This is a genomic window from Microvirga tunisiensis, assembly GCF_009296175.1.
Classification (GTDB): Bacteria; Pseudomonadota; Alphaproteobacteria; order Rhizobiales; family Beijerinckiaceae; genus Microvirga; species Microvirga tunisiensis.
Genome location: NZ_VOSK01000065.1, coordinates 1 through 15001, shown reverse-complemented (window position 1 = coordinate 15001; position 15001 = coordinate 1). Strand labels below are relative to the sequence as shown.

General features: G+C 61.0%; 12 protein-coding genes and 1 pseudogene. 2 read left to right on the top strand and 11 right to left on the bottom strand.

Annotated features, from left to right (window positions below; genetic code table 11):
* Positions 1–9: 9 nt before the first annotated feature.
* Positions 10–1920 carry a glycosyltransferase gene (locus tag FS320_RS17215; RefSeq protein WP_152713059.1) on the bottom strand — a complete coding sequence of 637 codons (1911 nt, stop codon included), beginning with the start codon at positions 1918–1920 and terminating at the stop codon, positions 10–12.
* A gap of 335 nt (positions 1921–2255) precedes the next feature.
* Here FS320_RS17215 and FS320_RS17210 point away from each other — a divergent pair, with 335 nt between their 5' ends.
* On the top strand, positions 2256–3488 hold the full coding sequence (locus tag FS320_RS17210; protein WP_152713058.1) for a glycosyltransferase: 1233 nt from the start codon (positions 2256–2258) through the stop codon (positions 3486–3488).
* A 35-nt stretch (positions 3489–3523) separates the two neighbouring features.
* Here FS320_RS17210 and FS320_RS17205 read toward each other — a convergent pair whose 3' ends face one another.
* The 9 genes from FS320_RS17205 to rfbC all read right to left on the bottom strand — a co-directional run bounded on the left by FS320_RS17205 (position 3524) and on the right by rfbC (position 13610).
* The gene (locus FS320_RS17205) at positions 3524–3820 is read right to left on the bottom strand and encodes a hypothetical protein (protein WP_152713057.1); all 297 of its coding nucleotides are present in this window, start codon (positions 3818–3820) and stop codon (positions 3524–3526) included.
* Between the two features lie 9 nt (positions 3821–3829).
* Complete coding sequence (locus tag FS320_RS17200; protein WP_152713056.1) at positions 3830–5155, bottom strand: HlyD family type I secretion periplasmic adaptor subunit; 1326 nt, start codon at positions 5153–5155, stop codon at positions 3830–3832.
* Complete coding sequence (locus tag FS320_RS17195) at positions 5148–6869, bottom strand: type I secretion system permease/ATPase (RefSeq protein WP_152713055.1); 1722 nt, start codon at positions 6867–6869, stop codon at positions 5148–5150. The genes FS320_RS17200 and FS320_RS17195 overlap by 8 nt, the downstream gene beginning before the upstream one ends.
* A 40-nt stretch (positions 6870–6909) precedes the next feature.
* Positions 6910–8922: a hypothetical protein gene (locus FS320_RS17190; protein WP_152713054.1), complete on the bottom strand. Its 2013-nt coding sequence runs from the start codon at positions 8920–8922 to the stop codon at positions 6910–6912.
* Positions 8922–10136, bottom strand: coding sequence for a calcium-binding protein (locus tag FS320_RS17185; protein WP_152713053.1), 1215 nt, complete (start codon positions 10134–10136; stop codon positions 8922–8924). Before FS320_RS17185 ends, FS320_RS17190 begins: the two co-directional genes overlap by 1 nt.
* A gap of 305 nt (positions 10137–10441) precedes the next feature.
* Complete coding sequence (rfbA, locus tag FS320_RS17180) at positions 10442–11323, bottom strand: glucose-1-phosphate thymidylyltransferase RfbA (RefSeq protein ID WP_152713052.1); 882 nt, start codon at positions 11321–11323, stop codon at positions 10442–10444.
* Positions 11324–11375: 52 nt separating this feature from the next.
* On the bottom strand, positions 11376–11918 hold the full coding sequence (locus tag FS320_RS17175; protein ID WP_152713051.1) for an SDR family oxidoreductase: 543 nt from the start codon (positions 11916–11918) through the stop codon (positions 11376–11378).
* Entirely contained in the window at positions 11915–12979 is a 1065-nt protein-coding gene (gene rfbB / locus FS320_RS17170; RefSeq protein ID WP_152713050.1) for a dTDP-glucose 4,6-dehydratase, read from the bottom strand. The genes FS320_RS17175 and rfbB overlap by 4 nt, the downstream gene beginning before the upstream one ends.
* A 43-nt stretch (positions 12980–13022) precedes the next feature.
* Complete coding sequence (gene rfbC / locus FS320_RS17165; RefSeq protein WP_152713049.1) at positions 13023–13610, bottom strand: dTDP-4-dehydrorhamnose 3,5-epimerase; 588 nt, start codon at positions 13608–13610, stop codon at positions 13023–13025.
* Between the two features lie 494 nt (positions 13611–14104).
* Between rfbC and FS320_RS17160 the strand changes: the two genes are divergently transcribed.
* Positions 14105–14800, top strand: coding sequence for a glycoside hydrolase family 99-like domain-containing protein (locus FS320_RS17160; protein ID WP_244627194.1), 696 nt, complete (start codon positions 14105–14107; stop codon positions 14798–14800).
* On the opposite strand, the pseudogene FS320_RS45965 reads toward FS320_RS17160, so the two are convergent.
* Positions 14748–15001: pseudogene (locus tag FS320_RS45965) on the bottom strand (IS630 family transposase); the annotation flags it as partial. The gene FS320_RS17160 and the pseudogene FS320_RS45965 sit on opposite strands and share 53 nt — an antisense overlap.

Sequence of the window (15001 nt, the reverse complement as noted above, 5' to 3'; positions counted from 1 at the left end):
CGTACCGCCCTAATCAATCCTAGACCCTGCGCGCTGGAGATCATCACTTGATGTCTGCACCGCGCTGCGCTTGCGGATGCTGATTGGTCGACGCCTTATGACCGGACGTGCTGATGTCTCGACGGAGCTCTGGGCCTGGCCCGCCAAGATAGCGGCCCACCGTGCGTTGAACTCGACGCAATTCATATAGGTGATCATCTCCCGCAGATCGGCATCGCCCATCCTCCTGATGGATTGCCGCTCCAGATGGTACAGGCCTGGCCTGACATGAAGTTGGATCTCGGCTCCAATCTGCTGTGCTCTTAGGCACAGATCCGCATCCTCGAAATCACCGCGCTCGTACGCCGCGTCAAACCCTTCGAGCTTTTGGTAAAGGCCCGACGAGAGCGCCATCAGGGCCCCCGTTACGCCAGCCGGCTTTCGGGTTGACTCCCCCTCATAGAGCGTCAAGGGCAAGCCCTTCATCGGGTGATCGGCGAGATGCATATTCCCGACCAGGGGCGACTGCGGGAACTCCATGCCGATGTGCTGAATGGTGTCATCCTCATAAAGGAGGGTAAACCCAACAATTGCCGCGGGTCCCCCAGCCCGCCGTCTCGCCCGGATGGTTTCGGCCGCATCCCTGAGGACCGTTGGATCCACGACCATGATGTCGGAATTCATGAGGAAGATGACATCGCCTTTGGTTGCCCTAAAGCCGAGGTTGTTGGCCCGCGCATAGCCATAGTTCTCTTCACATTGCAGAAGCGTGGTGGGGAGCGTGATTGATGAGCGGCGACCGCTCAAGCGGCCGTACACTTCAGGCCAAATTCTCGGATCGTCAACGACAAGGACCAATTCAAAGCCGGGCCCCATGACGCGCTGCAGGTGAAAGACGCAGTTAAGGAAGAACGCGTCGCCGTAGAATGGGATGATAATTGATGACAGAGGTGCCGTCTCATCAACGGGAGGTCCAAATACAAAGCGGCGCGCACGGGCCATCACCTTCGGAAGAGCCAACAGAGGCCGGTATACCTGTTGAATGAGTGGCCTGGGCAGGGACTGGATCGGACCAAATACCTCCTGGACACGCCGCACCGCCTCCTGTTCACTTCTCGACCCTGTGACGGTCACCGGGCCATAGAAGGTGGCTTGGGCTCCAGACGGGTCGACTTCAACGAGGTACAACCGCTCCACAACGCTGCTGCCTGTCGTCGTTAGGACAGCCGTGACGATAGAGCCGACGGCAGGCACGGTGAGGCAGTCGGCAGCAAGCTCAGTCTCAGTGGTGTCTCTCTCAAGGGGCCGTCTGGCGATTTGGGACGGGCCCACCCAGCAGCGGATGTCCGCCGTTACGAAATGAATGTTGCGGTGGGCGAGCTCGCTGATCCATGCACTCAGAATCAATCCACTATTGGCGAAGATGGCATCTCTGACCCGGAATTGACCAAAGTTCTCGATAGGCTCAACCGTGATGGACGTATTCAGGATTGCGGCGATCTCTTGAGCGCCTAAGGCCTGCATCGCACTGCACAGTGCCGACTTAAAGCTAACACCTTGGAGCCGCGCCACGTCAAGTGCGCTCACTTTCACGGAGCCACGGCCAATCTCCGCGGAATCGGCTTGTACCATGACGGTGATCGGGCAGTCCCTGCTGAGCTGGCTTACCGCGGCATCGCCAAAGGCCACCAGATACGCCTTTCCCGATTGATGCGATGGCGACACTGAAGCAGCCACGCGACGTCCCGCCCGTTTTTTTGTTTTGAGAGTGGGCGCCGATGGAAGGACCTCAAACCACTGACTGCCCGCTACAGAAAGGACAATTCCGTTCTGCTCAAGATGGCAGCGATAAAATTGCGCTCGAGAGAAGTCGGAGGTGATCCGGACCCGTGCGATGATCACGCCACCTATTTCGAATACTTCGTCAATCTGAGCGTGCATGGATTTCTTTGATGAGGAAAACACTTAGTGGCTATGCCGGCGTCGGAGAAAGTTGGCCCGGCGCTCCCATGCCCTGATCGATCAGTCAAGTGGCTTGGTGATTTGATGCCAAGGAAGCGGCGTCCAGGACGTGTATCATGCTAAAAAGAACACGGCTCAAAAACAAGCGACAGAGTGACCCGTTTCGTAGCGGGCCCCGACAATCCTTTCTCAGAATTGCCTCCGGGACGCTGTGATGGCTTTTCACAGGACGCGGGAGCCCATAGAATGCCGAAGCCCCCATCCTGTATGAGGCCGCCGGTTCTGAGCGGCCTAGATTTCTCAATAGGTTTCTTATGACGTGCAACGTCCTTTTTCTTCATCAAAACTTTCCAGGGCAGTACAAACTCCTCTCCCGCGAGATCGGCAACTACGAGGACTTCAAGGTTGTTGCGATGGGACAAAAGCCCCTATGCGACGGCGATTTCGGGCCAGTTCGCTATGAAGCCTATACTTCGGGTCCAGATCACGCGTCCGACCTCTTTCCGCCCCTTACCTTTTTCTCGGAACAGGTGCGCCGCGGCGATACGGTCCGCTGGCGCCTCCTCGACCTGAAGCAGCGTGGATTTTCGCCCGACCTGTGCTTTGTCCATCTGGGGTGGGGCGAGGCTCTCTTCCTCCGAGAAATTTTTCCGAGTGCAAAGATTATCTCGTACCTTGAATTCTACTACCGAAGCCACGCCAGCGATCTGGACTTTGATCCTGAATTTCAAGCTCCATCGGTGGATATGCACTACGTGTCGCTGCGCAATCTTCCTACACTTCAAGCGTCTGCCGTTTCGGATGTGCTGGTGTCACCGACGCGGTGGCAGGCCCAAACCTTCCCAGCGCCCCTGTCGGGTCGGATCAAGATCATTCACGAGGGCATTGACACCGCTGTCGCCACACCAGGTGTGGCACAGCCTCTCCGAGTATCGCCTCGTGGCGTGGTTCAACCGGGCCAAACCCTCATCACATACGTTTCCCGCTCGATGGAGCCCTACCGCGGCTTCCACACGTTCATGCGGGCTCTCCCCCACATTCAGCGATTGTTACCGCATGCGCACATCGCCATTGTCGGCAAGGAGATGACCAGCTACGGTCGCAATCCCAGTCAGGGCCGGACTTGGAAGCAGGTCATGGTTGAGGAGGTCGGCCCGAAGGTTGATTGGGAACGCGTGCACTTCCTTGGAACATTGCCCTACCCGGCGTTGATCAATCTCTTCCGCCTGTCGACGGTGCACGTCTATCTCACCTATCCGTTCGTCCTGTCCTGGTCGCTACTGGATGCCATGGCGAGCGGCTGTGCTGTCGTCGGATCTGCAACCGCCCCCGTGATGGACGTCATCCAGGATGGGGAGAACGGTATTCTGACCGACTTCTTCGATGGGCGTGAGCTTGCCGACAACATCGCGCGCGTCGCCGGAGACCAAGGTCTGCGTGATCGGATCTCGGCCAGTGCCCGGCAAACGGTGCTCGATCACTTCGATTTCAAAGCAGTCGCGTGGCCGGCCTACGAGCGCCTGATCCGTGAGACGCTCGCATCCTAGGGGGATGAGCGCCCCGGATCGGGGCGCTCGTCGTCTCAGCGCGTGCGCCCGCTGCTCTTGGCTGACTTTGCCGGCGTCTTCGTAGCGTCTTCTGCCGCAACGGGGCGTTCGCCCTTCACGGCCGCAAGGCAGTCAGCATACGCATTCAGGAGCCACTCCCGATCGAACACGACACCCGTCTGCCGCGCCCGCGGCTGTTCAAGCTGCGCGAGATATCGCAGCAGCGCGAACGCCACGACCTCCGGGCTATCCCCCTGGAGATTGACGGGCCGGTTGCCCCCGCCTTCTGTTCTCGGCTGGTCGGTTGTTTGTCCTGTACGCCCCGGTGCCATTGGTTTCTCCTATTGTTCCTTGAGAGCGAAATCATAAATTTTGAGCACTGGATCGAGGAAGTACGCGAGGATTGTGCGCGTACCCGTCTCGATCGTCACCTGCGCTGGCATGCCCGGCGTCATGTCGACGTGGGCCTGCTCAACCTCCTTCGGATCGACCTTGACGATGCCCTTATAGTAGGTCCTGTTGGCCATCTTGTCGTCGAAGCGATCTGCGGACACCTTCTCCAGTGTTCCATAGATCGGTTTAGAATAGCGTTGGCGGTACGGCAAGAAGTAGATGCTGGCGCGCTGGCCCGGCCTGACCCGGTTGACATCAGTGGGGTCGATTTCAACCGCGACAACAAGCGGATCGTCCTTCGGCACGATTTCGAGCGCAACTTGTCCCGGGGTCAGTGTCGCCCCCGGTCCGAAGACCGAAAGACCATACACATAGCCATCCTCCGGGGCGACGATGACCGACTGCTCCAGCCGCCGCTGCGCTGAGATCAGGCGTGGCTCGATCTCCGCCAGGCGGGCATCGTTCTCGCCACTCTCGCGCGCGATGTTCTCCAGGCGCTCCTTCGTGAGCTGTTCGATCTGGATCTCGGCGGCGCGGATCTTGTCCTCTTCGGCTGTGGCCATGCCGGACACCGCCGAGATGTCACCGCGCAGACCCGCGGCAGTGCGCTCCAGAGTCAAAACCCGCGGTCGTGCAATCAGGCCCCTCTCCAGAAGGGGTTGCAGGGAGAGCAACTCGCTCTCGACACTTTCCAGCTGGGTTTGCGCTGCCTTGGAGCGCTCACGCAGTGCGATGATCTGACGGCGATTGCCCTCGATCTGTTGGTTCAGCAGGCTGATCTGACCCAGATAGGCGGCACGACGCGCCGTCAGGAGAGCCTGCTCCTGCTGCAGGAACATCTGAACTTGAGGGTCGGTCTTCTGGCCCAACAGCTCGCCGGGAAACGCGATATCGGCGCTGCCGGTCCGCTCAGCCTGAAGGCGAGCCGCCCGCAACAGTGCCGCCGCACGGCTGCTGCCCAAGACCGTTGCCTCGGCCTTGGCGTCGGCCAATTCGAGCTGCACCAGCTTCTGGCCCTTCGCGACGAGTTGCCCCTCACGAACAGAGACAACGCCGACCTCGCCGCCGGTCGGATGCTGGACCGCTTTCCTGTTTCCTTCAACGGCGACCTTTCCGGATGAAATCGAGGCGCTCGCGACCGACATCGTGGACGACCACGCCATCACCGCCGACACAAGGGCCAGAGCCGCAACGCCGCCAAACATAACAGGACCAGAGGCTGAGTCCTTGAACGTCGGCCCTGCAAGAGCCTCCACTGGCACGTGATTATTCATGTCTCTGCCCCACCGTTTTGACGATCGTCGGCCGACCGAGTTGCTTGAAGACCTCTGTTGTTGATCCAAAGCTCACCAGCATGCCCTCCTTAAGCACAGCGGCATGATCGAGATGGACAACGAGGTTGGGCCGGTGGGTGATCAAAATCACCGTTGTTCCCCGCTCCTTGAGGTCCCGCATGCACGAGACCAGCGCCTCCTCGCCCGGCCCATCCAGGTTGGAGTTCGGCTCGTCGAGAATGACGATGGAGGGATTGCCGATGACGGCACGAGCCAAGGCGATCAACTGACGCTGACCACCCGAGAGCATGGAATTGTTGTCGAGGGGCGTCTCATAACCCTTCGGCAGACGCAGGATGAGATCGTGGACGCGGGCACGCTTGGCGGCCTCGATGATCGCGTCATCCGAGAAGGTCCCAAACCGGCCGATGTTATCGGCGACCGTGCCTGGCAGGAGGCTCACACTTTGCGGCAGGTAGCCGACGAACTGCCCAAACTCCCCGTTACTCCACTGATCGAGTTCCGCTCCATCGAGCCTGACCGTCCCGGAGGTGGGACGCAGACTACCCGTCAAAATGCGCGCCAGTGTCGTTTTACCGGAACCGTTCAATCCGACCAGTCCGAGGCTCTCGCCCGCCCTGACGCCAAAGTTGATGCGCTTGAGAACCGGCCGATCCGAGCCGGACGGAACGAATGTGAGATCCTGGCACGTGATCGTTCCCGCCGGACGCGGGAGGCGCAGGTTCGTCGCGGGCTCGGCCACATGGGTGAGCGCAGCATCGATCCGCCGCATCGCCTCCTTGACCGGATGGTAGTCCTGCCAGGCGCCGATGATCTGATCGATGGGCTTCATGGCAAAGCCAAAGATGATGATGGCGGCGAACACAATGCCCGTCGGGACCTCGCCGCTGATCACTTGAATCGCGCCGACGCCCATGAGAATGCCTTGCATCAGGACCCGGGACGAGCCGAGAAACGCGGATAACGTCACCCCCCGTCCACTGGCAATGAGCTGCTCCTGAAGCGCCTTGTTGCGCTCGCTGCGCCAGCGGCCGACCACCATATCCAGCATGCCAAGGCCAATGACGGCCTCGGCCGAGCGGGCGGCTGCGTCACTGAATTGCTGCGAGGAATGCCCGATGACATTGGCCTTGATCAGGGCTCGCTTGGTCAGGATCGAGTTCGCGATGGTCGCTCCAGCCGAAATGGCAAGACAGAGACCGGCCACAAAGCCGATCAGGGGATCGATGGCGACAAGAACGCCGATAAACAGAAAGCCCCACGGGATATCGATGGCGGCTAATGCGCCCTTCCCAGTCACAAACTGGCGATAGCTGTCCAGATCGCGGATCAGGTGGGCGCCGGCCGGCCCGGTGCCATTGGCAGAGCGCCGGACGACGACCTTGAACAGCCGATCCGCCAAGCGACGCTCGATCCGAATCGACGCGCGAACCAGAAGTGCACCGCTCACCCACTGGAAGACGGCCTTGGCGCAAACCGCAACCGTCAGGCCAATCAGCAGCGCGACAAGGGTCTCCCAACTCTTGGCCGGAATGACCCTGTCAAAGACCTGGATCATGAAAACCGGGTACGCCAGCAGGAGAACGTTGACGAAGGAATTAAAGACGAAGGCGAACAGGAAGTGTTGCCGGCACGCCCTCATCGCGGCGGCGACATCATTGTCCTTGTAGGTGTGTGGAGTATTCTTGCTCATGATCTGTCTTTGCGGCCGAACCACTGATGTTTGACGCTCGTCAGCCTGTCATTCTGACGCCACGGTGGCGGGGCCGGCGCCTCGCCGCGAAAAAAGATTTGCAGAGGATTTGCAAACTGAGTGCATCCAGCTCGGCATAAAGCTCATCCGGACGCTGCTGCGGCCCGCTATGAACGAAGTCGACGGCAGATGCCAGAGGCAAAATTGCCTCGCCCTCGCCAGCGCGAAGCGCCTGCGCGAGGAGAGCTGCTTCGAGTGTGTAGAAGCCCGGCATCCCCGCAAAGTCTGGTTTGGTGTCAGGCGCCACGACGACTGCTGCAAGGCGATCGGATAAATCCCGTCCGTCGCCCGACAGCAACCCTCCAAGCGGGAGCACCGTTGCAGCCTTGGCGTTCTGCGGTTCCATGCCCGCCTCCGCAGCGAAAAGGAATGTCGTGCGCTCGTTGCCGAGCGCTGTCAGCACCAGCGACAGCCAATCGCCACGGCGTGGGACGACACCGGCCCGGCAGAAGATGCGGGGCACGGCCCCCCGGAAGGCCTTCCGCACCACCTGAGCCTCGGAGGTGCGTTCACTGTAACCGACGATCGTCAGAGGCACGCGGTAGATCTTGCTCCACTCCTCGGCCGCAACAACCAGCCGGTCCATCACACCTCGATCGAACACGCAGATATGGATCGCGATTGGGCTTTCACGAGATGTGAGCGATAGCCCGAGAATGGTGCGGTGCAAGGCCTCAAGGTCGGGACCGGCAAAGATGAAAACGTCAGCCCGGGCACTGGCTGTTGGTGGCCCGAACTCGACCACCTGGGCGAGACGTGGTGCGGCTTCATTGGGCTGGGCCGTTGCCAGGGGATGCAGGACGGTTGGGAAGATCTCGCGGCTCACGGACCCGACCGGCCTGAAGTCGCGCGCCAGGGACGCGTTCCTGGGATCGCCGCAGGCCGTCTCACGCAGCCAGACGACACTTTCACGGCCCGCATAGACCCACGACAGTTTATGGCATCTCGCCTCGGGCGATAATCCGCTGGCCGTCAGGATAATCTGCTGCTGATACTCGCCGCCTTCGCGGTCGCGATCGCGTGCGATCACGTCGACGTTGAGTGCACGGCCTGCGGCGAACGCCTCAAGCTGAAACTGCTCCGGGTCGTAGGGGGCACCCGCGACACTGATAAAGACGGCAAGCTCCTGCGATGGAAGGCGGACCGCTCGAAGGATCTCCACGACGGCGTCTTCATATGGGATCGTCGCGTTTGGCCGGCAGACGCCTGCGGCCCACGTGCCGAGTTCCCGCGAAGGATGTGCGACGATGCCGTGCAAGGCCTCGACGAGCCCGTGCTCAAGGCGCCTGCCTTCTGCCCCAGGCGTTGTTGGGGGTGCATGCCTTGCGTCCTCGAGATTGACCCGGATCAGGGCACCAGAGACCTCAAGATAAAGGTGCCGGACTGTCAGATCAGTGAGCCAGAGGACAGTTCTGTCGCCGCGCTGCAGGAGAGGCCGCATGGCCACAGGGTGCAGCCCATGCCCCGCGACCGAATAGGCGCGGATGTCGTCGCCTGAACAGACTGCATCGATTTCGACGATGCAGCCTTCCGGAAAGATTGCGAGAACGCGGCTCGGTGCCTGCCATGCACTGATGAAGGCAAGGTAGCGTTCGAGGATGAGAGGCAGACCGCTCTTGCCAGCGAACCGGCTCGCAATCAGCCTGAGAACGCGCGAGGTGTCAGGATCGTCCCAGCGTGCAAGGCGGGACACCCCCTGAAGGGAGACAAAACCGCGCGCCTTGGAGGTGACGTGCAGCTCGCACTCGGTGCCGTCGCGCAGGTTCACCCCTTCGATGAACAGAACCTCCAGGCTGTGCCCCGGGCGGACGAGTTTTTTTCGCTCAAGCACGGCAGCCGCGATTCCGCCGATCCGAAGCTCGCTGATCGCTGCGCCGTCAAGGCGCGAACACCAGACGAACGCCGTGCTCGGAGAATGGGGGATGACGAAAAGAGTGGGAGCCTCCGGCCCGAAGGCCGGAAGCTCCCCTTTGCTGTCGCGTCTGTCGGACATTACCAGCCGAAGAAAGTGCCGTCGATATCGTCCGGATTGTAGCCGATCAGCTTGAACTGCGTGCCATCGGCCTTCACGGTCACAACCGTGTTGCCCTGACCATCGCCGTCGAAGGCAAGATCGTCGATCGCGGCGGCACCCGTCTCGGACAGATCAATGACGTCCTGGCTTGCGTCGAAGTCGACAATCGTGTCGATGTCGGCCGGGGCGCTGGACTGAATGCCGAAGGTGTCGCTTCCGCCGTAACCGACCAGGGTATCCGAACCGGCACCACCGAACAGCGAATCATCGCCGCCCAGACCCAGGAGCGTATCATTGCCCGCGCCACCGAAGAGCCCGTCATTGCCGACCATGCCGTTCAGGATGTCGTCGCCGTCACCGCCGAGAAGGGTATCGTTGTCGGCACCGCCATACAGCGCGTCGTTGCCGGCACCGCCCTCAAGGGAGTCATTGCCGGCATCGCCCTGCAGGAGGTCGTTGCCTTCACCACCGAGAAGCGTGTCGGTGCCGTCGCCACCCCAGAGACCGTCGTGGCCATTGCCGCCCTCAAGGAGGTCGTTGCCGGCATCACCCTGCAGGACGTCGTTGCCATCGCCGCCACGGAGCGTGTCGTTGCCAACACCTGCATAGAGACCATCGTGGCCATTGCCGCCCTCAAGGAGGTCGTTGCCGGCATCGCCCACCAGGATGTCACCACCTTCGCCACCGAGGAGGGTGTCGTTGTCGGCGCCACCATACAGCGCGTCGTGGCCGTCACCGCCCTCGAGGAGGTCGTCACCGGCATCGCCGAAGAGAATGTCGTTGCCGTCCTCGCCGAAGAGGTCATCCTCTCCGTCGCCACCGGCCACAACGTCACGGCCTGCACCTGCTCGAACCTCATTGTCGCCAGCATTGCCGGCAATGTAGTCGTCAAGGGCACTGCCCCCGACGGCAGCATCACGGTCGCCCGTCACGATCACGCCCTGGAAGCCGGTGCCGGCAATGTTCACAGAGCGGTCCGTCTCAACAATGTCGAACCCCTCGGGAGCGCCATTCAGCTGCCCCAACTCGTCACCGCGTCCGAGGATGACGTAATCGTCAGCGCTGGTGCCCACAAAGGTTTGAGCGAGAGCATTTTGAGTTCCATCCCTGACGACCCCTGCTTCGGTCTTCAGGAAGTAGCTATACGCTTCCGGCGACACGTGGCCGTCGAATGCACTACCTACAGTTGCCATAAATTTTTCCCCTAAAGAGGTATAGTGTTGCCCTAACTCGGCCGTATTAGCCACGAGGGGGTATACATCAGTCGCGCATCCAGACCGGTCACCGATTCATCACAGATCGCGCTCGGCTTAAGAAATTATCCAGCTCAGATCCGGCTCGTCGAAGCTGCGTCCACGGCCTGGAATGACAGAGGACGCGCGACGACAAAGTCCCGGCCTGCCAGCCGCCTGGAACCGCGATCGCTAGACATCAGGCCGGTCAAGCGCACTGATCCTGCTTTCGGTGTGAGCGGGCCACGGGACCGGTTCTCGTCGAATCAAAGCTCGTTGCTGTGAAGCTGCGCCAGGAGAGAGCGGCCGTAGCGGGTTTTGGCGAGTTTAACGGCGGCGTCCTCGAAGGTGGCGCGGTCAATCCAGCGCTCCCGGTAGGCAATCTCTTCCGGAGACGCGATCAACTGGCCCTGACGCGATTGCAGAACATGGACGAACTCGGAGGCCTCGAGGAGTGATTCGTGCGTACCCGCATCGAGCCAGGTGTATCCGCGTCCCAGTTGCTCGACCTGAAGTTGTCCCTGGTGGAGGTAGAGATTGTTGAGGTCGGTGATTTCAAGCTCACCCCGCGCGGAGGGCTTGAGGCTTTTGGCCAGTTCCAGGGCCTGCTCGTCATAGAAATAGAGCCCGATCACGGCCCAGTGGGATCGCGGCACCGCCGGCTTTTCCTCGATTGAAGTCGCCCGCCCCTGCTCGTCGAACGCCACAATCCCGTAACGCTCTGGATCCTCGACCCGATAGCCAAAGACGGTGGCTCCTTCCCGCTGGGCGTGCGCGTGCTTCAATACCTCCGACAGGCCATGGCCGTAGATCAGGTTATCGCCCAACACCAGGCAGGACGGATGCCCACGCACGAAGTCCTCGCCGATCAGGAAGGCCTGCGCCAACCCATCAGGGCTCGGCTGGATAGCATATTCAAGACGCACGCCCCATTGCTGCCCGGTTCCGAGCACCCGCTTGAATGCGGCCTGGTCCTCAGGCGTGGTGATGATCAAGATGTCCCGGATCCCTGCCAGCATCAGCGAGGTGAGCGGGTAGTAGATCATCGGCTTGTCGAAGATCGGCAGCAGCTGCTTCGACGTCCCGAGCGTCAGCGGATGCAGACGCGTGCCGGAGCCCCCGGCGAGGATGATGCCCTTGCGGTCCATGGTGTTTTCCTTGTCTGGCCCCTCTCCCTGGGGCTTAGGATAGTGCGTGAGATTATGCCAGCAGGCGCGCGACGGTGGCGTCGACCGCGCTCTCCCATGGCCGACCCGTGCAGCCGAAGGTTTGACCGAACAGGCTGGAGTCCAGCGCCGAAGTGCCGGGACGCTGGGCCGGCGTCGGATACTCCTTGCTTCGGATGGGCGCAACCGCCGGGAACCCACCCCCTAATGGCTTCTGCGGCGCGAGGGGATCGTCCTCGCGGTAGGTACCCGCCTTGGCGCCGTCAAAGACGTCATCCGTTGACACATGGATCAGCGGCCCGCCGGCCACCGCGCAGGCTTTCGCAAGGATTTCAGGCCCGGTCGCATTGGCGCGGATGGCGGCCTCCTCGTCAGTCTCAGCCTGGTCGACCTTGGTGGAGGCGCCCGCATTCATGACCACATCCGGCCTTAGGCTGCTGAGAGCGCGGTGGACGGAAGCCTCGTCGGCAATATCCGTCTCCCCGCGGCTCAAGCCGATCACCGGCGTGCCGGCTGAGCGCGCAGTCTCGCTCAGCTCCTGACCAAGTTGCCCTCCGCAGCCGAAAACCAGGATCATGCCACGGTTCCCAACCGCTCACCGCGGTACACGCCCGAGCGGATGCGCTCCCACCAGGAGCGGTTGTCGAGATACCAACGCACGGTCTTGGCCAAGCCGGTCTCAAACGTCTCCTGCGGCTGCCAGTTCAGGTCTCTGGATATCTTGGAGGCATCAATGGCGTAGCGCTGGTCGTGACCGGGACGATCTTTGACGAAGGTGATCAGCTTTTCACGCGGTCCGATGACGGTATCGGGCGCGATGTCATCCAGGATGGCACAGATCGCCTGGACCACCTCGAGGTTAGTCTTTTCGTTGTGGCCTCCGACATTGTAGCTGTCGCCGACCCGGCCCCGCTCGGCGACGGTGACAAGCGCCCGGGCGTGATCCTCGACATAGAGCCAGTCGCGCACGTTCGAGCCGTCGCCATAGACCGGCAGGGGCTTGCCCTCGAGGGCGTTGAGAATGACGAGCGGGATCAGCTTTTCCGGGAAATGGTAGGGCCCGTAATTGTTGGAGCAGTTGCTCACCAAGGTGGGCAGGCCATAGGTGTGATGCCACGCGCGCACGAGATGATCCGAGGCCGCCTTGGAGGCCGAGTACGGGGAGCGCGGATCGTAGACTGTGTCTTCCGTAAAGAACCCTTCAGAACCCAGAGAGCCGAACACCTCGTCGGTGGAGATGTGGTGAAAGCGGAAGGCCTCCTTCTCGGGGTCGGACAGGGTGCGCCAATAGCCGAGCGCCGCCTGCAGCAGGGTGTAGGTGCCGACGACATTGGTCTGGATGAACGCACCGGGGCCGTCGATCGAACGGTCGACGTGGCTCTCAGCCGCCAGGTGCATGATCGAGTCCGGCCGAAAGGCGGCAATGGTCTCCCCCACCTTAGGGGCATCCAGAATGTCGGCTTGCTCGAACTGGTAGCGGGGGCTGGTCTCGATCGGCTGGAGCGAATCGAGATTGCCGGCATAGGTCAGCTTGTCGAGAACGAGCACCTGGTGGGGCGTGTCAGCGATCAGGTGGCGCGCAACGGCCGAGCCGATGAAGCCGGCGCCGCCGGTGACGAGAATGCGCTTGATGGTCATAGAGACAATCTTGGGTCTGAGTTAAGAAGAGACGAGCAGCCCGCTAGGCGACGGCGGCGGCCAGTTCATAGCGGAAGGGAGAGACAAAGTCAGCGAAGGCTGGCAGCTTCTTGTCCTTGTCGGACAGGATCGCCTCCTCGGGGGTGATCGGCCACGCGATCGCTAGGGTCGGATCGTTCCAGGCCAGGCCCGCGTCACACTCCGGGGCGTAGAAGCCATCGACCTTATAGGCCACCTCGGTGTCGGGCTCCAGGGTGCAATAGCCGTGGGCGAAGCCGCGCGGGACGAAGAGCTGTTCGCCTCCGTCGGCCGTGAGCGTCTCGCCGACCCAGCGGCCATAGGTGGGGGAGCCCATGCGCAGATCGACAGCCACGTCGAAGATGCTGCCGCGGAGGACGCGGATCAGCTTGGCCTGCGGCTCTGGCGGGCGCTGGAAGTGCAGTCCGCGTAGGGTGCCCTTCGCGGCCGAGAAGGCTTGATTGTCCTGCACGAAAACGACGCTGCCCAGAGCTTGGGTAAACGACCGAGCATTATAGGTCTCGGTGAACCACCCCCGGTGATCGCCAAACCGGCGTGGCTTCAGCAGGACGACATCAGAGATGTCAGTGCGTTCTACGATAAGATTGGACATGCCCCTACTCCATGGACCGAGATCGCGCCTTCTTAGTTCATGGCCCGTTTTCGACGCTCCGGGACGCTTAATGCAGCCGCTTGCAAAAATGAACCACAGATTCATCACAAGTTCGGTTCCTGCGACGATTGGACGACAATCAGGCGAAAGTGGGTCTTCGGTGCCTGCGGCCTGCCACCCGATCCAATCCCGAGAACTGGCACAACGTCGCCTGTGCGCCTTGAGGCCGCACCAGCGGCCTGTGACGAATCCGTGACAGGTTTCATTGTCCTTTTCCACTATATGCACGCTCAATTGGCCCGAACTGTAGCGGCGGCGCTTCCTTGTGAGGAGCCAGAAAAGCTTCGTTCAAGAGCCGAGTGTTAATTCGAACAACCGGCACATCAGCAATATGCAAGTGTGCGGTGGTGGGGCAGATTGCGAATGCTTTCACGGCATCAACATAACCTGTTGGTCCGGCCGATTTCGCTGCCCCTTCCCGCATGGAGGGATCAGTGACTGTATCAGTGGTGCGGCGCATTACGCCGAATCTCGACAATCTGGATATGAAACCAGCCTACCGCGGCTGCGTTGAGACTTTTGCTGACGGTGTGATCAGCGGCTGGTGCATTTCTGCTGCCAACCCGGTGGCGCCGGTTGAGCTGGAAGTTTACCTTGGCAAGAGGCTGATTGGCTCGGTTCGAACGAACGAGAAGCGGCCCGATCTGTCGAAAGAAATCGGTTTCCCGGTCACAGCTGGTTTCCGATTCTCCGTGGCGGAATGCGCCAGCGATGCCATCCAGGATGTCCTTTCCATCCTATCGACTTCAAAGGGATCTGGTCCGGCCCTGCAGAAGCAGATTACGGTGCGGATCGCAGATACGCAAGATCAGCTGCCTCTCTTACAGGAATTTTGCATACCGTCATCAGAAGTCGAGCCGCTTGCGGGCACGCTTCAACAGCGGCAACGCGAGCTGTTTAGAAACTCTGCCATTCAGGAACGCGATAAGCTTTTGGTTTCGCGCTCTCATTCCTCCCGGAAGCAGGATGACGTCAGAGTTGTTGCATATTACCTGCCGCAGTTTCATCCTTTCCCGGAAAACAATGAATGGTGGGGTGAAGGATTTACGGAGTGGACCAACGTCACCAGCGCGCAACCTAGTGTTGTGACTCTAACGCTTGTTTCGCACGGGCGACCTTTTCCAGGATAGCTGAGGCCGAGGCGGTCCAGACAAAGGGTCTCGGGTCGGCATTGTGGTGCTCCAGGTAGTCCATGATAGCACTCTCCAGATCGGGCACGCTCGTGAAGGCGCCCCGCCGAATGCGCTCCTGGGTGATCAGGGCAAAGAAGCGCTCAACCTGGTTGAGCCATGAGGCCGAGGTCGGCGTGAAGTGCAGGTGGAAGCGCGGAT